The organism is Bacillus sp. N1(2025), from assembly GCF_053470005.1.
On sequence record NZ_JBLTJB010000015.1, the window covers coordinates 1 to 22,330 of the forward strand.

Genomic DNA, 22,330 nt, shown 5'->3' on the forward strand with positions numbered 1-22,330 from the left:
TATCATTACGGTAAAGGCAGCTCATTATGAGCTGCCTTTTTTGTTTTTGAATAAAAACAAAACAAACACCGAAATACGGAAACGCCCATATACTAATTGCAAACTTCAAAAAGGTCCAAATTGTGTATACAATCAACAGCTTAAGGGAAGGCTATTCATACGGAGGTGGGCAAAATGAATGAAACGTCCAGCCATGAAGAAACATGTATTGTGTGTGAAACCAAAAAAAGCAGGGGAATCCATATTTATACGAAATTTATATGTTTAGAGTGTGAGAAGAAAGTAGTTTCCACTCCGACCTCTGATCCGAATTATGAATTTTTCGTTCGTAAACTGAAAAGCCTTCATACACCGACGTTATATTCTTAACCCTGAAAAGGGTCTTTTTTTTGCCTGAAATCAGAGGAGTTTTTACACTTTTTATAAAAGAACTGATACGATAAGAAGAGGAACTTGTTTAGACATGGAATGTAATAGATAATACTGATAAAAGTGAATAAATAGGAGTCGATCAAGTATGAAACCGTTTATTCAATATATGAAATGGACGCTTTGCGGCAGCACAGTTTTTGTATTAGCGGGGATAACCTTCTTTACGATAGGGCATCAGCCTTTTCTGTATTCGCTTTTATACGGGGCAGCCAGCGGAGCCGCAGTCAGTGCGGCCGGTCTGTGGAATGCGAAGCGTCTCTTTTTAAAAAAACACCGGCTGACAAGAAAAGAATATGCTTATATCAAGGAAAATCTTGAGGAAGCAAAGGGTAAAATCATCCGATTACGCAGGGCGCTTTTTCGCTCTAAAAGTATACAAATGCTGAAGCAGAATGCAGAGATACTGCGGATAACCCGACGAATATATCTGCTCACAAAGCAGGAGCCGAAGCGTTTTTATCAGGCAGAGCGTTTCTATTATCAAACGCTTGATTCTGTTGTGGAACTGACGGAAAAGTATGCTCTGCTCTCCTCACAGCCGCGAAAAAATAAAGATTTATCAATGTCCTTGAGTGAGACGAGGATGACTCTAGCAGAGCTTTCCAGAAGGCTGGAAGAGGATCTTCATGAACTGATGAAGGAGGACATCGACGACCTGCACTTTGAATTAGATATGGCAAAGCATTCACTGAGAAAATAAGAAAGGAAGAAGGAAATGGCCAAAGACCGTTCCGACGACAGCATGGGCGCCCAAAATGACCAGACTCATCTAAAGCTTGCAGATACGCTGCCGGAAGAAAAAAGAGAAGCGGCACTTCAGCTCGCTGAAAAACTGGACCCTGAGAACATGCAAAGCATTGTTCTGTTTGGTTCACAGGCGCAGGCGAACCTTCTGGAATTTTCCCACACGATGATAGAGCATGTGCAAAGAAAAGATGCAGGAGAGATGGGACAGATACTGGTTGATCTGATGCTGAAGCTTGACCAGGTAAACCCTGATGATCTGCAGATGAAGAACAAAGGGTTTTTCACCCGGCTGTTTAAAAGGGTGTCCGGTTCTGTGCAGGAAGTGCTTTCGAAATATCAAAAGACAAGTGTGCAGATTGACCGTATCAGCAGAAGGCTGGAACATTCTAAAAATGTGCTGTTGAGTGACAATAAATTGTTAGATCAGCTGTACGCCCAAAATAAACAATACTTTTCTGATTTAAATATGTATATAGCAGCGGGGGAATTAAAATTAGATGAGCTGAAAACAAAGCTGATACCCGAAGCGGCAAGAAAAGCCGAATTACAAGAACACAATCAAATGGCCGCGCAGGAAGTGAATGATCTTCGCCAGTTTGCCGACCGTCTGGATAAGAGGGTGCATGATCTGCTGCTGAGCAGGCAGATTACGCTTCAGAGTGCGCCGCAAATCCGCCTGATTCAAAACACAAATCAGGCACTGGCAGAGAAAATTCAGTCCTCCATTGTTACGGCTATTCCTTTATGGAAGAATCAAGTCGCTATCGCGCTGACGCTTATGAGGCAGCGGAGTGCGGCAGATGTGCAGCAGAAGGCGGCGGATACGACAAATCAATTGCTGCTGAAAAACGCCGAACTTCTGAAAACAAGTACAGTCGAGACCGCCAAAGCTAATGAGCGCGGGCTTGTTGAGGCAGAGACCCTCAAAAAAGTGCAGGAAAGCTTAGTCAGCACACTTGAAGAAATCATGTCTATTCAAGAAGAAGGCAGGATGAAACGCAGGCGTGCCGAGGAGGAGCTTGTTATCATGGAAGGCGATTTAAAAAAGAAGCTGCTTGATATGAGGCCCGGCCGGGATAACGGCTAGATGGCAAAAAGTCTTAGCTTTAAGTTGGCTCGCAGTCACGATATAATAAGAAAGACAGGCAAAGGATTTGTTTAAAAATGGACACACCTTTATATACAGCGCTGATGAAGCATGCGCACCGAAATACGTATTCTTTTCATGTTCCGGGACATCACAATGGAGATGTCTTTTTTGATGAAGCCAAATCTGTATATCAATCTCTTTTATCTATTGATATGACTGAGATCACGGGTCTTGATGACTTGCATCACCCGACGGGGGTCATTAAGGAAGCGCAGGATTTGGTGAGCAGATTTTACGGCTCTCAGGAAAGTTTCTTTCTCGTCAATGGAACGACCGCCGGCAATCTGGCGATGATTTTAGCTGTTTGTGAACCGGGAGAACCCATTCTGATCCAGCGTAATTGTCACAAGTCTGTTTTCCATGCGGCGGCATTGGCCGGAGCCAAGCCGGTTTATTTGTCGCCGGAAATCGATGAAAACATGCATGTGCCGGCACATGTATCCCTTTCAGTCATCGAAAAAGCGCTGGCGTCATATCCGAACGCGAAAGGACTTGTTCTGACCAATCCGACTTACTACGGACACGCCGCCGATTTGACTGCGGCAGTTAAAAAAGCCCATTCATACGGCGTTCCTGTACTGGTGGATGAGGCTCATGGGGCTCACTTTGTGTTAGGCCAGCCTTTCCCGCCTTCATCATTGGCTATGGGGGCGGATGCTGTTGTTCAATCGGCTCACAAAACGCTTCCGGCTATGACGATGGGGTCTTACTTTCATTTGAACAGCACCAGAATTGACAGAGACCGATTAACTTATTATATAAGCAGTCTGCAAAGCAGCAGCCCGTCATACCCGATTATGGCATCTTTAGATACGGCGCGCGCTTATGTGCAGGATATTGCTGAAAAAGGGACACTTCCCGTTCATATGGAGCACATTGAGAAAATCAAACGAAGGTTCGCATCAATTTCTTCTATTGAAATAATCGAGCCTTCCGGATATGGGCTGCGGGCGGACCCGTTAAAATTAATTCTTCGGTCAAAGCTCGGACATTCCGGCTATTCATTACAACGCATTTTGGAGAGTGAAGACATTGTTGCCGAGCTGGCTGACGAGTACCAAGTATTGCTCGTCCTGCCGATAGGCGGCCGGCGGATGATAGAACAGGAAACCGTAAGAAACATACAGCAGAAACTGGAGAATACACCGCCCGATAAATTGCCGGATGCCGTGAATTGGACATTTCCGTCCATTTCGACACTTGAATATCCGCAAAATGAGATGCGGAAGTTTACAAAAGAGCCTGCAGATATAAATAAGGCGGCCGGGCGCTTGCATGCGGGGAACATTATTCCTTATCCGCCGGGAATTCCGCTGATCATGGACGGAGAACGGATAACAGAAGAGATCGTACAAAAGCTTTCCCGTTTAATCGGCATGGACGCGCATATTCAAGGCTTATTAAACGGGGAACAATTACTTGTCTATATAGAAGAGGAGAAATCATGAGCGGTTTATTTATAACATTTGAAGGTCCTGAAGGTGCAGGGAAAACGACTGTGCTTCAGGAAATGAAAGAGATTCTGTCGGCAGAGGGGCTCCCGGTGACAGCGACAAGAGAACCGGGCGGCATCGATATTGCGGAACAGATCAGAGAAGTGATCTTAAATAAAAACAATACACTGATGGATGCAAAAACGGAGGCACTGCTTTACGCTGCGGCGAGAAGACAGCATTTAGCCGAAAAGGTGCAGCCTGCATTGAAAGAAGGGCGCATTGTGCTGTGCGATCGTTTCATCGACAGTTCGCTGGCTTATCAAGGCTATGCGAGAGGGCTAGGGATTGATGAAGTTCTTTCTATCAACCAGTTTGCAATCGGCGATACGATGCCTGATGTCACCATCTATTTTTCTATTGAGCCGGAAGAAGGGTTGAAACGGATTACGTCGAATGATTCAAGAGAAAAGAATCGTCTCGATCTTGAGGCCCTGCACTTTCACACGAAAGTACGGGAAGGATACCAAAAGGTAATGCAGCGTTTTCCGGAAAGATTCCATACAATAGACGCATCGAAAAAGAAGGAACTCGTCATTCAGGACGCACTTCAAGTGATAAATGAAGCATTGAAAAAAATTCAGTTGTGACCTGTTTCTCATAAGTTGCTATAATGAATGTAACGACAATGTTCTTTCCAACCTAAAGGGGGCCTAGAGAATGAAACTAATAGTGGCAGTGGTGCAGGATCAGGACAGCAACAGGCTTTTGAAAGTATTAACCGACCACAACTTCAGGGTGACGAAACTTGCGACAACAGGCGGATTCCTTAAATCAGGCAATACGACGTTTATGATCGGGGTGGAAGATATCCGTGTCGATAAAGCGCTCAGCCTCATTAAAGAGAATGGCTGTAAACGTGATCAGATGATTGCCCCGGTATCCCCGATGGGCGGGAATGCGGATTCCTACGTTCCATATCCCGTCGAAGTGGAAGTCGGCGGAGCGACGGTCTTTGTCCTCCCGGTCGATGAATTTCATCAATTTTAAGGATTTGACGACGTGAAAATAAATTCTGACTTACGTACATTTATTGAGAAAAAGCAGCAGCCTGCTTATAAAGCTTCAGAGCTTTCCGGAACGTTTAAAAGTTCAATGGACAGCCAAAGCAGCAAGCTGAAATTTGATCAGCTGAGCAGGTTCTTAACGGATATAGAAACGTTTGGGAAAAGGCTGACGAAGTCGAGAAACTTCAAAGACTTAGCGAAATTCAAAGGATTGGTAAAACGTTTTGTAAAAGAGGCCGTAGACAGCGGATTATCGCATGAGACGGAGAAAAGCTTTGACCTGTACGGCAGCAGCCGGACTCTGGGGCTTGTGAAAGAAATAGATGAAAAACTGCTTCAGCTTACGGAAGAAATGTTAGATCAGGAAAAACCGGCAATTGATTTGCTGGATCGAATCGGAGAAATAAAAGGTTTATTGATTAACCTTTACACATAGAGAGTGATACAATGGCAATATCATGGAAGGAAATGACCGGGCAGCAGCCCAGAGTGATGCGGCTTTTGCATAACAGCATTGAAAAGAAAAGGCTTTCTCACGCATATCTGTTTGAAGGCAAAAAAGGTACGGGCAAATTGGATGCCGCACTGCTTCTCGCAAAAAGCTTTTTTTGCCTTGAAGACGGGACTGAGCCTTGCGGGGAATGCCGGAACTGTAAGCGTATCGAATCCGGAAACCATCCCGACCTGCATGTGGTTCAGCCCGACGGATTATCCATTAAAAAGGCTCAGATCCAATCGCTTCAGGAAGAGTTTTCCAAAACAGGACTGGAATCGCATAAAAAGCTGTACATTATATCCCATGCGGATCAAATGACGACAAATGCGGCAAACAGTCTGCTGAAATTTTTAGAGGAGCCGAGTCAAGACACCATCGCAATTCTTATTACTGAGCAGCTCCACCGAATACTGGATACCATTGTTTCGAGATGTCAGGTTCTTCCGTTTCAGCCGCTTCAGCCGAAAGCCATAGAAGAAAGGCTGATTGAACAGGAAGTGAGCCCTCACATGGCCCGGCTCTTAGCAAATATGACAAATAATATTGCGGAAGCAGTCGAATTAAGTCGAAATGATGAGTTTGCAGAGTCCAGAGCGAAAGTGATAAAATTGTATGAAGTCTTACATCAGCGGAAAGGACATGCCTTTTTCTTCATTCAGGATCAGTGGGTGCCCTTTTTCAAAGAAAAAACCCATCAAGAAATGGGTCTTGATATGCTCTTATTGATATACCGTGATGTATTATCCATCCAAATTGGAAATGAAGATAAACTGATTTATCAAGACTTATTCCAATCAATAAAACAGCATGCGCTGCAATTTACACAACAAAGCGTTACGAACCAAATTCTCGCTGTTTTAGAAGCAAAAAAACGGCTTCATTCCAATGTGAATGTGCAGGGATTAATGGAGCACTTGGTGTTAACGTTGCAGGAGGGATAAGCTTGTACAACGTAATAGGCGTCCGCTTTAAAAAAGCGGGGAAAATTTATTATTTTGATCCGAACGGATTTGATATAGAACAAGACAGCTGCGTCATTGTTGAAACCGTAAGAGGTGTCGAATACGGGCAGGTTGTCATCGCAAATAAACAAGTGGACGAGCATGATGTTGTGCTTCCGCTTCGAAAGGTCATACGCGTTGCTGATGAACGCGATCTTCTCATTGTAGAAGAAAACAAACAGGAGGCCTTGTCCGCTTTTGAAGTCTGTCAGAAAAAAGTGGCTGACCACGGCTTAGATATGAAGCTGGTTGATGTTGAGTTTACATTTGACCGCAATAAAGTCATTTTTTACTTTACAGCAGACGGACGGGTAGATTTCAGGGAATTGGTCAAAGACTTGGCTTCTATCTTTAAAACGAGAATCGAATTGCGCCAAATCGGGGTGAGGGACGAGGCGAAAATGCTCGGCGGTATCGGGCCCTGCGGGAGAATGCTTTGCTGCTCCACGTTCCTCGGTGATTTTGAACCGGTGTCCATCAAAATGGCGAAGGATCAAAATTTATCGTTGAACCCAACGAAGATTTCCGGTCTGTGCGGCCGTTTGATGTGCTGTTTGAAGTACGAAAATGATGAGTATGAGACGGCAAAAGAACAGCTGCCGGATTTAGGCGAAATGATTACGACGGCAAACGGCCCCGCAAAGGTTGTCGGTCTTAATATTCTGGAACGGGTGCTTCAGGTGGAACTGAAGAATCGTGAAAAAGTGATAGAATATACTTGGGAAGAGCTCTTGGAAGAGGGCGTCGTATCCGCACAAACCACAGATTAACGAGGTGTGGAACCTTGGATAAAAAAGAGTTATTTGATACTGTCATAAACCTGGAGGAACAAATCGGTTCGCTGTACCGTCAGCTGGGTGACTTAAAGCAGCATATCGGCGAAATGATTGAAGAGAATCACCATCTTCAGCTTGAAAATAAGCATTTGCGTAAGCGGCTTGATGACACGACAGAGCAAATTGAGAAATTCAAAGCCGATCAGAAAGAAACAAAAACACAGAAGGCAGAGCAGAGTGATATAGGAGAAGGGTACGACAATCTGGCCCGGCTGTATCAAGAAGGCTTTCATATTTGCAACGTCCATTATGGGAGCGTCCGCAAGGGAGATTGCCTTTTTTGTCTGTCCTTCTTAAATAAAAAATAAGGAAAAGGCTTCCGCTGATGTCGGAAGCCTTTTTCAAAGAGTGCCGAAAGGAATAAGATTATGGTTTCATTACGTGATGATGAAAGATTGGATTACTTATTAGCAGAGGATATGAAAATAGTACAGAGTCCGACGGTTTTCGCTTTTTCATTAGATGCCGTGCTGCTGTCTAAGTTTGCATACGTTCCGATTCAAAAGGGGAACATCGTTGATTTATGCACGGGGAACGGCATTGTGCCGCTTTTGCTCAGCACAAGGTCAAAAGCCGATATCACCGGCGTTGAAATTCAGGAACGCTTGTATGATATGGCGCTCCGAAGCGTGGAATACAACGGGCTGGGCGGTCAGATCAGTCTCATTCATGATGATCTGAAAAATATGCCGGAAAGACTCGGACATAATAAATATGATGTTGTCACCTGCAATCCGCCTTATTTTAAAACACCGAAAGAAGCGGAGCAGAACCTGAACGAGCATCTCAGAATCGCAAGGCACGAAATCCTTTGCACGCTTGAAGATGTGATTTCCGTCAGCAGCAAACTGCTGAAGCAAGGCGGAAAAGCGGCTCTCGTTCATCGGCCGGGGAGGCTTTTGGAAATCTTTGAATTAATGAAAGCGTACCGAATAGAACCGAAACGGGTTCAGTTTATTTATCCGAAACAAGGTAAAGAAGCGAATACCATTTTGGTTGAAGGAATTAAAGGCGGCCGCCCTGATCTCAAAATTCTTCCCCCGCTGTTCGTATACAATGAACAAAATGAATATACGAAAGAGATCCGCACGATTTTATATGGAGACAAATAGTCATTTCTTTTATGTGCTGCTGTGCAATGACAACAGTCTGTATGCCGGTTATACAAATGATCTGCAAAAACGGCTGAAAACCCACAATGAGGGAAAGGGCGCGAAGTACACAAGAGCGCGGAGGCCGGTTTCGTTATGCCATGCGGAATCATTTGAAACAAAACGGGAAGCGATGCAGGCGGAATACCGTTTTAAACAGCTGACCCGAAAGAAAAAAGAGCAATATATAGAAGAAAAACGACGCAGCAAGGAGGCTGTATATGTTAAGACGCCAGATGAGTTTTAACGGAAAATCTGAAATGGGAACTCTGTACCTTGTTCCTACACCGATCGGCAATTTGGAGGACATGACCTTTCGTGCAGTAGAGACGCTGAAATCGGCCGATGTCATAGCTGCCGAAGATACGAGACAGACGAAAAAACTGTGCCATGTTTATGACATAGACACATCTCTCATCAGCTATCATGAACATAATAAAGAAAGCAGCGGCCATAAAATCATTGAATGGCTGAAAAGCGGAAAGAATGTGGCATTGGTCAGTGATGCCGGCATGCCGACAATTTCCGACCCGGGGGCTGAGATTGTGAGAGATTTCACCCAAATCGGCGGATATGTCGTTCCGCTTCCGGGTGCAAATGCGGCATTAACCGCGCTGACCGCATCAGGCATCACCCCGCAGCCGTTTTTCTTCTACGGATTTTTAAACAGACAGAAAAAAGAAAAGAAGAAAGAACTCGAACTCCTGAAAAAACGGCAGGAAACGATGATATTTTACGAAGCGCCGCACAGATTAAAAGAAACATTAACAGCAATGCATGACGTTTTGGGTAATCGAACCATCGCTGTCACGAGAGAATTAACGAAAAAGTACGAGGAATTCATCAGAGGAACCATCGCCGAGGTGATTGAATGGGCAAATGAAGATCAAATCCGCGGTGAGTTCTGTCTCGTTGTCGAAGGAAATCAAACCGCTGAACCGGATGAAGAGGAAAAGCCTTGGTGGACGGAGCTTTCTGAGAAAGAACATGTGGAGCATTACATAAATGAAGGATCTTCTTCCAAACAGGCCATAAAACAAACAGCGGTAGATCGGGACGTGCCGAAACGCGAGATTTATGACGCTTATCACATTCAATCATAAAAAAAACCGTTCTTGTGTCGTAACAAGAACGGTTTTTGTATGAAATAGCTTATTTTTGGTTTTGAAGCTGGTTTTGAATTTCAGAGATGATTTGCTCAGCGCCTTCTTTGCTGAGTACCAATTTGCCGCCGGCAAGTTTAAGGTTATCATCAGAAACTTCACCAGTTACTTGGCAAGTCATGTTTGGTTTATATTTTTTAAGGATGATTTTTTCATCATCAACATAAATTTCAAGAGCGTCTTTTTCTGCGATGCCCAGTGTACGGCGAAGTTCGATAGGGATAACTACGCGTCCAAGTTCATCAACTTTACGTACGATACCAGTAGATTTCATTAACAGTCTCCTCCCGAGAGATAATTATTTGTAGTTTATATTTTTCTTCGTCATTATTCGACAAAATTCCTTACATTCCTAGCATAACAAGGTTTCCAATAATCGTCAATCTTTTTGTTTGCTATTGTTTGTAAGAATTAGTTCTTATAGTAAGTAAAGCCTTGGAAATCCTGAAATAACAGGCTTTTTGACTGCTTTTTCGAACCTATTATCCTACTGAAAATCCTTTTAAATCAAGACTTTCGAACCAAGATGTTTTATATTAGTAGATTATATACGACAAATTTCGACATGTTAAGACTTTTTTTAATTTCAATAAAAATTTTTAATTTTATTTACTCTTTTACGCGCAGTACGTATATATCCTTGATCTTAAAGGCTAAGATGGTATCATAGATAGAGGACAAATATCAATATTGTATATCAAATAAAACCGCTCTCGTCCTTTGGGCGTGAGCTTTTCGACATTCTGAATGGGAGGTTGCAACATGCCGCAAGACAATAATACTTTTTATATTACAACCCCGATATATTATCCGAGCGGAAAATTACATATCGGCCATGCTTATACTACCGTGGCCGGCGATGCGATGGCGCGTTACAAAAGATTAAAAGGATTTGACGTACGCTACTTAACCGGAACGGATGAGCACGGACAGAAAATCCAGCAGAAAGCGGAGGAAGAGAATATCACGCCTCAAGCTTATGTGGATCGTGCAGTTGCTGAAATCCAAAAACTATGGAAGCAGCTCGACATTTCTCACGATGATTTCATCCGGACGACGGAAAGCCGGCACAAAGAAATTATCGAGAAAGTGTTTCAAAAACTTCTTGATAATGGTGACATTTACCTGGATGAGTATGAGGGCTGGTACAGCATCCCTGATGAAACATTCTATACGGAAACACAGCTGGTGGATGTGGAACGAAATGAGAAGGGTGAGGTTGTAGGCGGAAAAAGCCCTGACAGCGGACACCCGGTCGAATTAATCAAAGAGGAGTCATACTTCTTCCGCATGAGCAAATACGCAGACCGCCTGCTGAAGTTTTATGAGGAAAATCCTTCTTTCATTCAGCCTGAATCACGCAAAAATGAAATGATTAACAACTTCATTAAACCGGGGCTTGAAGATTTGGCCGTTTCCAGAACGACGTTCGACTGGGGCGTAAAAGTACCGGGAAATCCGAAGCATGTCGTGTATGTATGGATTGACGCACTGTTCAACTATATTACAGCGCTCGGTTACGATACGGAAAATGATGAGCTTTACAAAAAGTACTGGCCGGCTGACGTCCATCTTGTCGGTAAAGAAATTGTCCGTTTTCATACCATTTACTGGCCGATTATGCTGATGGCGCTTGATCTCCCGCTGCCTAAGCAAGTATTCGCGCATGGCTGGTTATTGATGAAAGACGGAAAAATGTCGAAATCAAAAGGAAATGTCGTTGATCCGGTAACGTTAATTGAACGCTACGGCTTGGATGAACTTCGCTATTACCTGCTTCGCGAAGTACCGTTCGGTTCAGACGGTGTCTTTACGCCGGAAGGTTTCGTAGAACGGATTAATTATGACTTGGCGAACGACTTAGGAAACCTTCTGAATCGTACAGTCGCAATGATCCAAAAATATTTTGACAGTGAGATTGGTTCATATGAAGGAAATGTGACAGATTTTGATTCGGAGCTTTCTTCTGTAGCCGGTGAAACGGTTAAAGCTTATGAAAAGGCAATGGAAAACATGGAGTTTTCAGTCGCTTTATCAACGCTATGGCAATTAATCAGCCGTACGAACAAATATATTGATGAAACTGCTCCGTGGGTGCTTGCTAAAGATCAGGAAAAAGAAAAAGAATTACGTTCTGTCATGTATCATTTAGCTGAATCATTACGTATCTCAGCCGTATTGCTCCAGCCTTTCTTGACACAAACGCCTGAAAAAATGTTTGCCCAGCTAGGAGTTGAGGATCAGTCTCTTAAAGCATGGGACAGCATTCAGACATTCGGCCAATTGAAGAACACGAAAGTGAAAAAAGGGGAACCGCTTTTCCCTCGTCTTGAAGCTGAAGAAGAAGTAGCTTACATCAAGCAAAAAATGCAAGGAACTGCTCCTGCTAAAGAAGAAAAGGCGGAAGAGCCGCAAGAGGCAGAGCGTCTTCCTGAAATTACGTTTGATCAATTTATGGATACAGAACTTCGCGTCGCAGAAGTCTTGTCCGCAGAGCCGGTGAAAAAAGCAGATCGGCTGTTGAAATTGCAAATTGATCTGGGCTTTGAACAGCGCCAAGTTGTATCAGGTATCGCGAAGCATTATACACCGGATCAGCTTGTGGGAATGAAGATCATTTGTGTAACGAATCTAAAACCGGTAAAACTGAGAGGCGAGCTTTCTCAAGGAATGATACTGGCAGGAGAATCGGACGGCGTTCTCAAAGTTGTAGCTGTCGACCAGTCATTACCGAAAGGCACTCGAATTAAATAAATAGATGCAAAAGGTGTTTCACGTGTAACATTCCGTCGAACACCTTTTGTTTTTCAACAAGAAAGGAGTTTTTATGATGCTTTTTGATACACATGCGCACTTAAATGCCGAGCAATTTGACACAGACTTAGAGGAAGTCATTGCGCGTGCAAAGGCTGAAAAAGTTGAACGAATCGTCGTTGTCGGATTCGACAAACCCACTATCACGCGTGCGATGGAGCTGATTGAGGAATATGACTTTATATACGCTGCGATCGGCTGGCATCCGGTAGATGCAATTGACATGACAGAGGAAGATTTATCATGGATTAAGGAATTGTCCTCTCACGAAAAAGTCGTGGCAATCGGAGAGATGGGCCTTGATTACCACTGGGATAAATCACCAAAAGACGTTCAGAAAGAAGTATTCCGGAAACAAATCGCTCTCGCCAAAGAAGTGAACCTTCCAATTATCATTCATAATCGTGATGCAACGGAAGATGTTGTCACGATTTTGAAAGAAGAGGGGGCGGAAGAAGTCGGCGGCATTATGCACTGCTTTACGGGGAGCGCGGAGGTTGCGCGGCAGTGTATGGATATGAATTTTTATATTTCATTCGGCGGACCGGTTACCTTCAAAAATGCGAAGAAACCAAAAGAAGTAGCAAAGGAAATTCCGAATGACCGTTTGCTGATTGAAACGGACTGTCCTTTCCTGACACCGCATCCTTTCCGCGGTAAACGAAATGAGCCAAGCTACGTAAAATATGTTGCTGAACAGCTCGCTGAATTAAAAGGGCTGACATATGAAGAAATTGCCTCAATTACAACCGAAAACGCAAAAAGACTTTTCCGCATGAACTGACAGAATGCGCTGTCGTAACGTGTAAAGGCTTGTCCGATTCAGTGGATATGTAAAACGGTTCTACAAGCTTCCTTCTCCTCATAAGATAGGTTGTCGATATGTCTCTCTTCCTTTTTTTGCTTTGTTTTTGCATAATGAGGGATACGCTGAAGGTTTTTCATCTTCGAGATGGGAGGGTTGACAGCATTTTAGATACTCTATATAATCTCTCCGAGGAGAAGGAGGCGTTTTTCATCACACAAAAAATGAAAAAACTGTTTTCCGTAAAGCTTGGTAAAAGCAAGGTTATTCTTATTGCAGCTATTATTCTGCTGGGCGGAACCGGGACTGCATACGGGGCACATGAGCTCTCAAAACAATCAGTTTCTGTTTCTATCAACGGCAAGAAAAAGCAAATACGCACTCATGCAAAAACGGTTGGGGAACTTCTGGAAGATTTACATATAGAGACGAGAAATGAAGACCGGATTACCCCGTCTAAGCAGACAGCATTGGCAGACAACATGAATGTCGTGTATGAAGCTGCAAAGCAGATCCGTGTGACAAGAGGCGGAGAAGAAAAGACTTTATGGTCAACGGCAAAAACAGTCGGCGCATTTCTGAACGAACAGCATACACCTGTGAATCAGCACGATAAAATAGATCCAGCAGCAGATACGAAAGTGACAAACGGCATGAAAGTCACGGTCGACCCGGCTTTTCAGGTCACTGTAAATGATGCGGGAAAGAAAAAGAAAATATGGACGACTTCGACTACGGTCGCTGACTTTTTAACGCAGCATAAGATGGACATGAAAGACGAAGATAAAGTAAAACCGGCATTACACGAAAAGCTCACAAAAAATCAGGCCGGCATACAAATCACTCGTATCGAAAAAGTCACCGATGTAGTTGAGGAAAAAATAGCGTATCAAGTGAAAGAAAAAGAAGATGCGTCTCTCGACAGCGGGAAAGAAAAGATCGTTCAAAAAGGAAAAGAAGGCAAACTTAAAAAGCATTTTCATGTTGTCAAAGAAAATGGAAAAGAAGTTTCAAGAAAGCTTGTTAAAGAAGAAACATCTGAAAAAAGCAAAGATCAAATCATTGCGGTCGGCACAAAGCGGCACAGTCCCAAGATTGAGCAGCTCAGTGCACCTGTGAAGGCATCTTCTGGCGAAACCGGATCTTCCGGTAAAGTGATTACCGTGTCTTCCACGGCTTATACCGCAAGCTGCAGCGGCTGTTCCGGCCATACGGCTACAGGCGTTAACCTGACAAGCAATCCGAATGCTAAAGTCATTGCGGTAGACCCAAGCGTCATTCCGCTCGGCACAAGAGTCCACGTAGACGGATACGGGGATGCCGTGGCCGCTGATACAGGCTCAGCCATTAAAGGAAGACGGATTGATGTCTTTTTCCCTGAAAAATCTTCGGCTTACCGCTGGGGAAAGAAACAGGTCAAAATAAAAATCTTAAATTAATTCCGATTCACTCAGAGGGTTTTGCGCCCTCTGTTTTTTTCGTTATAATAGGTAAAGTGTATTTTCAGTATATTAGACGTGACATGTAAGCAAAGGTTTCGTTTTGGATATAAAAAGTTTTTTTGGAGGAAGTAATGAAAATTAAAGAAATTATTGTAGTCGAGGGACGCGATGACACTGCGCGCATAAAACTTGCCGTTGATGCGGATACGATCGAGACAAACGGTTCCGCAATCGGAGACGAAGTCATCAGACAGATTCGGCTGGCGCAGGAAACGAGAGGGGTCATCGTGCTGACGGACCCGGATTTTCCGGGGGAAAAGATCCGGAAAACCATTTCTGAAGCAGTACCCGGCTGTAAACACGCATTTCTGCCCAAACATCTTGCCAAACCGAAAAACAAGCGCGGCATTGGCGTTGAGCACGCATCCATTGAAAGCATCAGAGCATGTCTGGAAAATGTGCATGAAGAGATGGAGGCAAAGCCGAGTGAGATTTCAGCTGAAGATGTCATACAGGCCGGTCTGATCGGCGGACCGGCTGCCAAAAGACGCCGCGAACGATTGGGCGACCTGCTGAAGATCGGCTATACAAACGGCAAGCAGCTTCAAAAACGGCTGCAAATGTTTCAAATCAAAAGAAGTGATTTTATTGATGCGCTCGATGCTATGAGGCAGGAGGAACAGGATGAACAATAAAGATATCGCGACACCTATCAGAACGAAGGAAATTCTGAAAAAGTACGGTTTCTCTTTTAAAAAGAGTCTGGGACAGAATTTCTTAATTGATACAAATATATTGGACAGAATTGTGGACCATGCGGAAATTACGGATCGGACCGGAGTCATTGAAATCGGGCCCGGAATCGGCGCGCTGACAGAGCAGCTTGCCAAACGGGCGAAAAAGGTCGTCGCGTTTGAAATTGATCAGCGCCTCCTGCCCATTCTCAATGATACGCTGTCTCCATATGACAATGTAACGATCATTCATCAAGATGTGCTGAAAGCAGACGTCAAATCCGTCATTGAAGAGCATTTTCAGGATTGTGATGAAATTATGGTGACGGCGAATCTCCCATATTATGTGACGACGCCGATCATCATGAAGCTCTTGGAAGAACATCTTCCGTTAAAAGGGATTGTCGTGATGCTGCAAAAAGAGGTCGCTGAGCGGATGGCCGCTGATCCTTCTTCTAAGGAGTACGGATCGCTTTCCATTGCGGTTCAATTCTATACGGAGGCCAAAACCGTCATGACCGTCCCGAAAACGGTGTTTGTGCCTCAGCCTAATGTTGATTCTGCCGTCATCCGTCTCTTGCTTCGTGACGGCCCGGCGGTTGACGTCGATAATGAACCGTTTTTCTTCCAGCTGATTAAAGCAAGCTTCGCACAGCGCCGGAAAACCTTGCTTAACAACCTTGTGAACAATCTTCCGGGCGGAAAAGAGAAAAAAGCTCAAATTGAAGAAGTTCTTCAAGAAACGAATATTGACGGAAAGCGGCGCGGTGAATCCCTGTCCATAGAAGAATTCGCGCTCCTGTCCAACGGATTGCATAAAGCCCTTTTCTAAGAGGGCTTTTTGTTTTGCGTCACCACTTGGACTGCCGCTACATAGGCTAGAGGAGAACCTTATTCATTCAACTGCAAGAAAAGCTTGAAACATCAAGCGCCGCAGCGGAAAGAGGTGTATTTGCCAAGACTTCTTTCATGATGAGGCTTAGTCTATTTGTGGAGTGGGTAACGTGCAATTTCAAATAGGAGATATGGTAGCCAGGAAATCCTATCAAATGGATGTTTTATTTCGCATTATCGGTATAGAGCAAACAAGCAACGGAAATTCAATTGCCATCCTGCATGGTGACGAAGTCAGATTGATTGCGGATGCTGATTTTTCTGATTTGGAGCCTGTCAGAAAAGACGAACAGGCCATGAGAAAGAAAAGAGATGAAAGCAGGATGAATGAATCTCTCGAGCTGCTCCGCCAGGATTATAAGCTGCTTCGGGAAAAACAGGAATATTATGCGACAAATCAATATCAGCATCAGGAGCACTACTTTCATATGCCCGGAAAGGTATTGCATCTGGACGGCGATGAGGCCTATTTGAAAAAGTGCCTGAACTTTTATGAAAAAATCGGTGTGCCGGTATACGGAATTCATTGCCATGAGAAAAAAATGCCGGCATCAATTGACGAGCTGCTTGATAAATACAGGCCGGATATTTTAGTCATCACCGGCCATGATGCATATTCCAAGCATAAGGGAGGCGTGAACGATTTAAGCGCCTACAGGCATTCCAAACACTTTGTCGAAACCGTTCAAAGAGCGAGGCGTAAAGTACCTCATTTGGATCAGCTGGTCATATTCGCGGGGGCGTGCCAATCTCATTTCGAGTCTTTAATCAGGGCAGGCGCGAATTTTGCAAGTTCGCCGTCACGCGTCAATATCCATGCGCTTGACCCGGTATATATTGTCGCGAAAATCAGCTTCACCCCGTTTATGGAGCGGATCAATGTATGGGATGTCCTGAGAAATACGCTGACGAGAGAGAAAGGGCTGGGAGGAATTGAAACGAAGGGTGTGCTGCGTGTCGGTATGCCGTATAAATCAAATGGATGAGTGATAAAACCCGCATATATTTCGCTATGCGGGTTAATTATTTTACATATTGATACATAAATTTCCGGAACTTGTGAAAAATAACGCAGAAATCAATAGAATTTTGTCAAAATAATTTTGTTGACAATGACTTATTAACGTTGATATAATTTAAATTTTATTTGACAAAATTGGGCTCTTGTTGTACAATAAATGTAGTGAGGTGGATGCAATGGCGAAGACGTTGTCCGATATAAAAAGATCGCTTGATGGGAATTTAGGTAAACGGCTTACGTTAAAAGCAAACGGCGGCCGCCGAAAAACGATTGAGCGTTCGGGCATTTTAGCTGAGACGTACCCTTCTGTTTTTGTGATACAACTAGATCAAGACGAGAATTCGTTTGAAAGAGTTTCATACAGTTATGCTGATATTCTGACTGAGACTGTTGAATTGACATTCAATGACGATGCGGCAAGCTCAGTAGCATTTTAATGGGCAGTGAACCTTTTGTTTACTGCTTTTTGTTTTGCCTTCTAAAGCTCTTCTAATTATTCCCTCGAAAGTTTCAGCCGATTAAACGGAAGCTATAAGTGTCACATGTTTTATCGTGGCGTGCACGAATGGTGATCAATTCTATAAAAGGGGTTGTTTCGTTTGGGCAGACGTCGTGGAGTTATGTCAGATGAGTTCAAATATGAGCTGGCGAAGGACCTTGGTTTTTACGATACGGTGAAAAACGAGGGCTGGGGAGGCATTCGGGCGCGTGACGCCGGGAATATGGTAAAGCGCGCGATTGAGATTGCCGAACAGCAGATGGCGGCTCAGAACCAAAATAACCGATAATGCAGTGGCCCGGGGGACAATCCGTTCCCCGGTTTTTTCTATCGGCTGTCAAAACCGGCGTCAATTTCGGATAAGTACCTCCGGGTCTCCAAATGTGATACAATGTTCATACTTATGTTTAGATGGAGAAGTAGGTGAAAGCTATGCGTATTTTAGAAAAAGCGCCGGCCAAAATCAATCTGTCCCTCGATGTGACGAGTAAACGCCCGGATGGTTATCACGAAGTGGAGATGATCATGACGACAATTGATTTGGCAGATCGGATTGAACTGACAGAACTGCCCGAAAACGTTATCAGAGTGGCGTCGCATAATCGCTTTGTTCCGGATGATCAAAGGAATCTGGCTTATCAGGCAGCCAAACTGCTTAAAGAACGGTTTCAAGTCAAAAAAGGCGTTTCCATTATGATTACAAAAGTGATCCCTGTTGCGGCAGGCCTTGCCGGCGGAAGCAGCGATGCGGCAGCCACGCTCAGAGGGCTGAACAGGCTTTGGGATTTAAAGCTTTCTGTCGAAGAGCTCGCGGAGCTTGGAGCTGAAATCGGTTCAGACGTGTCCTTCTGTGTATACGGAGGCACTGCCTTGGCAACCGGACGCGGTGAGAAGATCAGGCACATTAGTGCTCCGCCTCATTGCTGGGTCGTGCTCGCCAAACCGACGATCGGGGTATCGACTGCCGAAGTGTACCGCCGGCTGAACTTACAGCAGGTTCGGCATCCTGATGTGCAGGCGATGATTGACGCGATTGAAGAAAAAAGCTTCCAAAAGGTATGCGGACAATTAGGAAACGTATTGGAGTCGGTTACGCTCAGCCTCCATCCCGAGGTGGCGATGATTAAAAATCAAATGAAACGCTTCGGCGCTGATGCGGTGTTAATGAGCGGAAGCGGACCGACTGTATTCGGTTTGGTTCAATACGAATCGAAGGTGCAGCGGATTTATAACGGGTTAAGAGGTTTCTGTGATCAAGTGTACGCGGTGCGGATGATCGGCGAACAGAATGCTCTTGATTAAATCCGTATATTAAGTTATATTATTTTTAAATTATTCGGATTTTGGGGGTAAGTTCATGAAGTTTCGTCGCAGCGGCAGATTGGTGGACTTAACAAATTATTTGTTAACCCATCCGCATGAATTAATACCGTTAACATTTTTCTCAGAACGGTATCAATCAGCAAAGTCATCAATCAGTGAAGATTTAACGATTATTAAACAGACCTTTGAACAGCAAGGCATTGGGACGCTGCTTACAGTGCCGGGAGCTGCCGGAGGCGTCAAATACATTCCGAAAGTGAAACAGGCTGAAGCAGAAGCGTTTATACAGGAGCTGGGACAGTCTTTAGTAAATCCTGAGCGTATCCTTCCGGGCGGTTATGTATATTTAACGGATATCTTAGGAAAACCATCTGTCCTCTCTCATGTAGGCAGGCTTTTTGCTTCCGTTTTTGCGGAGCGGGAGATTGATGTGGTGATGACCGTTGCGACAAAAGGAATCCCTCTTGCTTACGCAGCGGCCAGTTATCTGAACGTTCCGGTTGTCATCGTGCGAAAGGACAACAAAGTGACGGAAGGCTCCACGGTGAGCATCAATTATGTATCAGGGTCATCTAACCGCATTCAAACGATGTCGCTTGCGAAAAGAAGTTTGGCTACGGGTTCGAACGTTTTGATTATTGACGACTTTATGAAAGCCGGCGGCACCATTAACGGCATGATCAGCCTACTTGATGAGTTTAATGCAAACGTCGCGGGAATAGGCGTCTTGGTTGAAGCCGAGGGAGTGAATGAACGGCTTGTCGATGAATACATGTCACTGCTCACGCTTTCAACCATCAATATGAAAGACAAAACGATTGAGATTCAAAACGGCAATTTTCTGCGATTTTTTAAAGAACAGCATTTAAAGAATGGGGAGACAGAAAAATGACAAAAGCAATCCATACAAAACACGCGCCGGCAGCGATCGGGCCATATTCACAGGGAATCATCGTAAACAACATGTTTTACAGCTCAGGCCAGATTCCTCTTACTGCTGAAGGAGAAATGGTAAACGGTGATATCACAGAACAAACGCATCAGGTGTTCAGCAATTTAAAAGCTGTGCTGAAAGAAGCGGGCGCTTCGCTCGAGACGGTTGTAAAAGCAACGGTGTTTATTGCTGATATGGAGCAGTTTGCGGAAGTGAATGAAGTGTACGGACAATACTTTGATGTACATAAGCCGGCAAGGTCTTGTGTGGAAGTGGCGAGACTGCCGAAAGACGCTCTCGTGGAAATTGAAGTCATTGCGCTGGTGAAATCTTAAATCTCAGAAAAGTGGTTCCGGTCTCCGGGATCACTTTTTTTATGCAGTATATGATCCCCAAATATGGTTTATCACCTAATTGTGTATGTATATCCTATATTTTCAAAAAAACTTTTTGAAACGTGCAGGAATTTAAAAAGAATCGTGGAATTGTTAGACTAATGCTTTTATATAGGGAAAAGGTGGTGAACTACTGTGGAAGTTACTGACGTAAGATTACGCCGCGTGAATACCGATGGTCGCATGAGAGCGATTGCATCCATCACGCTGGATCACGAATTTGTCGTACATGATATTCGTGTGATTGATGGAAACAATGGTCTTTTCGTTGCGATGCCGAGTAAACGCACCCCTGATGGAGAATTCCGCGATATTGCTCATCCTATTAATTCCAGCACGCGGGGCAAGATCCAGGATGCTGTTTTAAATGAGTATCATCGTTTGGGTGACTCTGAAGCATTAGAATATGAAGAAGCCGGGGCTTCTTAAACATAACAAAATGTAAGGACTGCTGATAAAGGCTGACACAAGGCCTTTTCCGGCAGTCCTTTTTTAAATCTGATTTTTCAGTAATAAAGCGATTACATAGAAAATTCTTGCACTTTTTGATGTCTTCTTGAAATCAACAGCTATTTAGGATATATTTTTCTATGGATAAAAGGGATATTGGAGGCCATTAAATGGATAAGCGGTTTGCAGTGATTTTAGCTGCCGGAAAAGGAACGAGAATGAAATCGAAGCTTTACAAGGTCCTTCATCCGGTATGCGGAAAGCCTATGGTAGAGCACGTCGCAGACGAAGCTCTGAAATTATCTTTAGCGAAGCTTGTCACCATCGTAGGACACGGCGCCGAAGATGTGAAGAAGCAGCTCGGACAGAAAAGCGATTACGCTCTCCAAGCAGAACAGCTCGGTACGGCTCATGCGGTCAAACAGGCGAAACCATTTCTTCACGGAGAAAAGGGTGTCACGATCGTTATTTGCGGCGATACACCGCTTCTGACGGCGGAGACGATGGAAGCCATGCTGAATGAACATACAGACAAAGGTGCAAAAGCCACGGTGTTAACGGCCGTTGCCGACGATCCCGCCGGATACGGAAGAATCATCCGCAGTGAAGACGGCGCCGTTCAAAAAATCGTGGAGCACAAGGATGCTTCGGAGCAAGAACGTCTTGTGAAAGAAATTAACACGGGAACGTACTGTTTTGATAACGAGGCTCTTTTTCGTGTCATCGAACAGGTTTCGAATGAAAATGCCCAAGGCGAGTATTATCTGCCGGATGTGATCGAAATCCTCAAAGACGAAGGCGAAACTGTTGCCGCTTACCAGACTGGTAACTTCCAAGAGACGCTCGGAGTGAATGATAGAGTCGCTCTTTCTCAGGCTGAAATGTATATGAAAGAGCGTATTAACAAACGGCATATGCAGAACGGAGTCACTTTAATCGATCCGATGAATACGTACATCTCACCTGACGCACGTATCGGACAAGATACAGTTATTTATCCCGGAACTGTGTTAAAGGGACAAGCTGAAATCGGCGATGAATGTGTCATCGGCCCTCACACTGAGATAGAGGACAGCTCAATCGGCAGCCGCACTGTGATTAAACAATCCGTTGTCAATCGCAGCAAAGTTGGGAATGATGTAAATATCGGTCCTTTTGCTCACATCAGACCCGATTCCGCAATCGGCAATGAAGTGAAGATCGGAAACTTTGTTGAAATCAAGAAAACACAATTCGGCGACCGAAGCAAAGCATCTCATTTAAGCTATATCGGTGATGCCGAAGTGGGCACGGATGTGAATCTGGGCTGCGGCTCCATCACGGTCAATTATGATGGGAAGAAAAAGTATTTAACCAAAATTGAAGACGGCGCCTTTATAGGCTGCAACTCCAATCTGGTCGCTCCTGTTACAGTGGGAGAAGGCGCGTACGTCGCTGCGGGTTCAACCGTAACTGAAGATGTGCCGGGCGAAGCGCTTGCCATTGCCAGAGCAAGACAAGTAAATAAAGAAGATTATGTGAAAAACATTCATAAAAAATAATC

Annotated in this window: 27 protein-coding genes; 26 read left to right on the forward strand and 1 reads right to left on the reverse strand. The window is 44.3% G+C overall.

The window, feature by feature from the left end; genetic code table 11:
• Window positions 1-174: 174 nt before the first annotated feature.
• From ACNFN4_RS20710 to rsmI, 13 genes are all read left to right on the forward strand, one after another.
• Complete coding sequence (locus tag ACNFN4_RS20710; protein WP_007409914.1) at window positions 175-369, forward strand: sigma factor G inhibitor Gin; 195 nt, start codon at window positions 175-177, stop codon at window positions 367-369.
• A 148-nt stretch (window positions 370-517) separates the two neighbouring features.
• The gene (locus tag ACNFN4_RS20715; RefSeq protein ID WP_014416714.1) at window positions 518-1,132 is read left to right on the forward strand and encodes a 5-bromo-4-chloroindolyl phosphate hydrolysis family protein; all 615 of its coding nucleotides are present in this window, start codon (window positions 518-520) and stop codon (window positions 1,130-1,132) included.
• Window positions 1,133-1,147: 15 nt separating this feature from the next.
• The gene (locus tag ACNFN4_RS20720) at window positions 1,148-2,266 is read left to right on the forward strand and encodes a toxic anion resistance protein (protein WP_448200452.1); all 1,119 of its coding nucleotides are present in this window, start codon (window positions 1,148-1,150) and stop codon (window positions 2,264-2,266) included.
• A gap of 77 nt (window positions 2,267-2,343) precedes the next feature.
• A complete protein-coding gene (locus tag ACNFN4_RS20725; protein ID WP_448200453.1) occupies window positions 2,344-3,777 on the forward strand; it encodes an aminotransferase class I/II-fold pyridoxal phosphate-dependent enzyme in 1,434 nt (477 codons plus the stop codon).
• Window positions 3,774-4,412, forward strand: coding sequence for a dTMP kinase (tmk, locus tag ACNFN4_RS20730; RefSeq protein ID WP_007615155.1), 639 nt, complete (start codon window positions 3,774-3,776; stop codon window positions 4,410-4,412). Before ACNFN4_RS20725 ends, tmk begins: the two co-directional genes overlap by 4 nt.
• A gap of 70 nt (window positions 4,413-4,482) precedes the next feature.
• Window positions 4,483-4,812: a cyclic di-AMP receptor DarA gene (gene darA, locus ACNFN4_RS20735; RefSeq protein WP_004264734.1), complete on the forward strand. Its 330-nt coding sequence runs from the start codon at window positions 4,483-4,485 to the stop codon at window positions 4,810-4,812.
• Window positions 4,813-4,824: 12 nt separating this feature from the next.
• The gene (locus ACNFN4_RS20740; RefSeq protein WP_448200454.1) at window positions 4,825-5,265 is read left to right on the forward strand and encodes a YaaR family protein; all 441 of its coding nucleotides are present in this window, start codon (window positions 4,825-4,827) and stop codon (window positions 5,263-5,265) included.
• Window positions 5,266-5,276: 11 nt separating this feature from the next.
• Entirely contained in the window at window positions 5,277-6,266 is a 990-nt protein-coding gene (holB, locus tag ACNFN4_RS20745) for a DNA polymerase III subunit delta' (RefSeq protein ID WP_007409919.1), read from the forward strand.
• A gap of 2 nt (window positions 6,267-6,268) precedes the next feature.
• Window positions 6,269-7,096 (forward strand): competence/sporulation regulator complex protein RicT, encoded by an 828-nt coding sequence (ricT, locus tag ACNFN4_RS20750; RefSeq protein ID WP_004264723.1) that lies wholly within the window; start codon window positions 6,269-6,271, stop codon window positions 7,094-7,096.
• A gap of 14 nt (window positions 7,097-7,110) precedes the next feature.
• Window positions 7,111-7,470, forward strand: coding sequence for a replication initiation-control protein YabA (gene yabA / locus ACNFN4_RS20755; protein WP_004264720.1), 360 nt, complete (start codon window positions 7,111-7,113; stop codon window positions 7,468-7,470).
• A 60-nt stretch (window positions 7,471-7,530) separates the two neighbouring features.
• On the forward strand, window positions 7,531-8,274 hold the full coding sequence (locus tag ACNFN4_RS20760) for a tRNA1(Val) (adenine(37)-N6)-methyltransferase (RefSeq protein ID WP_004264717.1): 744 nt from the start codon (window positions 7,531-7,533) through the stop codon (window positions 8,272-8,274).
• Window positions 8,261-8,560, forward strand: a complete 300-nt coding sequence (locus ACNFN4_RS20765) for a GIY-YIG nuclease family protein (protein WP_007409921.1) — start codon at window positions 8,261-8,263, stop codon at window positions 8,558-8,560. Before ACNFN4_RS20760 ends, ACNFN4_RS20765 begins: the two co-directional genes overlap by 14 nt.
• Window positions 8,535-9,416, forward strand: coding sequence for a 16S rRNA (cytidine(1402)-2'-O)-methyltransferase (rsmI, locus tag ACNFN4_RS20770; protein ID WP_014416718.1), 882 nt, complete (start codon window positions 8,535-8,537; stop codon window positions 9,414-9,416). Before ACNFN4_RS20765 ends, rsmI begins: the two co-directional genes overlap by 26 nt.
• Before the next feature lie 49 nt (window positions 9,417-9,465).
• Here rsmI and abrB read toward each other — a convergent pair whose 3' ends face one another.
• The gene (gene abrB, locus ACNFN4_RS20775) at window positions 9,466-9,756 is read right to left on the reverse strand and encodes a transition state genes transcriptional regulator AbrB (protein WP_169510469.1); all 291 of its coding nucleotides are present in this window, start codon (window positions 9,754-9,756) and stop codon (window positions 9,466-9,468) included.
• Between the two features lie 482 nt (window positions 9,757-10,238).
• Here abrB and metG point away from each other — a divergent pair, with 482 nt between their 5' ends.
• From metG to glmU, 13 genes are all read left to right on the forward strand, one after another.
• On the forward strand, window positions 10,239-12,230 hold the full coding sequence (metG, locus tag ACNFN4_RS20780) for a methionine--tRNA ligase (RefSeq protein WP_014416719.1): 1,992 nt from the start codon (window positions 10,239-10,241) through the stop codon (window positions 12,228-12,230).
• Window positions 12,231-12,306: 76 nt separating this feature from the next.
• Window positions 12,307-13,074, forward strand: coding sequence for a TatD family hydrolase (locus tag ACNFN4_RS20785; RefSeq protein WP_017419495.1), 768 nt, complete (start codon window positions 12,307-12,309; stop codon window positions 13,072-13,074).
• 134 nt (window positions 13,075-13,208) lie between these two features.
• On the forward strand, window positions 13,209-14,534 hold the full coding sequence (locus ACNFN4_RS20790; protein ID WP_023356663.1) for a G5 and 3D domain-containing protein: 1,326 nt from the start codon (window positions 13,209-13,211) through the stop codon (window positions 14,532-14,534).
• A 134-nt stretch (window positions 14,535-14,668) separates the two neighbouring features.
• Window positions 14,669-15,232 (forward strand): ribonuclease M5, encoded by a 564-nt coding sequence (gene rnmV, locus ACNFN4_RS20795; RefSeq protein ID WP_004264696.1) that lies wholly within the window; start codon window positions 14,669-14,671, stop codon window positions 15,230-15,232.
• On the forward strand, window positions 15,222-16,103 hold the full coding sequence (gene rsmA / locus ACNFN4_RS20800) for a 16S rRNA (adenine(1518)-N(6)/adenine(1519)-N(6))-dimethyltransferase RsmA (protein WP_015239023.1): 882 nt from the start codon (window positions 15,222-15,224) through the stop codon (window positions 16,101-16,103). Before rnmV ends, rsmA begins: the two co-directional genes overlap by 11 nt.
• A gap of 172 nt (window positions 16,104-16,275) precedes the next feature.
• A complete protein-coding gene (gene yabG / locus ACNFN4_RS20805; RefSeq protein WP_004264691.1) occupies window positions 16,276-17,151 on the forward strand; it encodes a sporulation peptidase YabG in 876 nt (291 codons plus the stop codon).
• A gap of 211 nt (window positions 17,152-17,362) precedes the next feature.
• The gene (gene veg, locus ACNFN4_RS20810; RefSeq protein WP_003218330.1) at window positions 17,363-17,623 is read left to right on the forward strand and encodes a biofilm formation stimulator Veg; all 261 of its coding nucleotides are present in this window, start codon (window positions 17,363-17,365) and stop codon (window positions 17,621-17,623) included.
• 162 nt (window positions 17,624-17,785) lie between these two features.
• Window positions 17,786-17,974 carry a small, acid-soluble spore protein, alpha/beta type gene (locus tag ACNFN4_RS20815; protein WP_011996172.1) on the forward strand — a complete coding sequence of 63 codons (189 nt, stop codon included), beginning with the start codon at window positions 17,786-17,788 and terminating at the stop codon, window positions 17,972-17,974.
• A 143-nt stretch (window positions 17,975-18,117) separates the two neighbouring features.
• The gene (gene ispE / locus ACNFN4_RS20820; protein WP_007409927.1) at window positions 18,118-18,987 is read left to right on the forward strand and encodes a 4-(cytidine 5'-diphospho)-2-C-methyl-D-erythritol kinase; all 870 of its coding nucleotides are present in this window, start codon (window positions 18,118-18,120) and stop codon (window positions 18,985-18,987) included.
• Between the two features lie 55 nt (window positions 18,988-19,042).
• Window positions 19,043-19,900, forward strand: a complete 858-nt coding sequence (gene purR, locus ACNFN4_RS20825; protein ID WP_004264666.1) for a pur operon repressor — start codon at window positions 19,043-19,045, stop codon at window positions 19,898-19,900.
• Window positions 19,897-20,277: a 2-iminobutanoate/2-iminopropanoate deaminase gene (gene ridA, locus ACNFN4_RS20830; protein WP_004264663.1), complete on the forward strand. Its 381-nt coding sequence runs from the start codon at window positions 19,897-19,899 to the stop codon at window positions 20,275-20,277. The genes purR and ridA overlap by 4 nt, the downstream gene beginning before the upstream one ends.
• Before the next feature lie 195 nt (window positions 20,278-20,472).
• Complete coding sequence (gene spoVG / locus ACNFN4_RS20835) at window positions 20,473-20,766, forward strand: septation regulator SpoVG (protein ID WP_004264660.1); 294 nt, start codon at window positions 20,473-20,475, stop codon at window positions 20,764-20,766.
• Window positions 20,767-20,957: 191 nt separating this feature from the next.
• On the forward strand, window positions 20,958-22,328 hold the full coding sequence (glmU, locus tag ACNFN4_RS20840; RefSeq protein ID WP_004264658.1) for a bifunctional UDP-N-acetylglucosamine diphosphorylase/glucosamine-1-phosphate N-acetyltransferase GlmU: 1,371 nt from the start codon (window positions 20,958-20,960) through the stop codon (window positions 22,326-22,328).
• The last annotated feature ends 2 nt before the right edge of the window (window positions 22,329-22,330 follow it).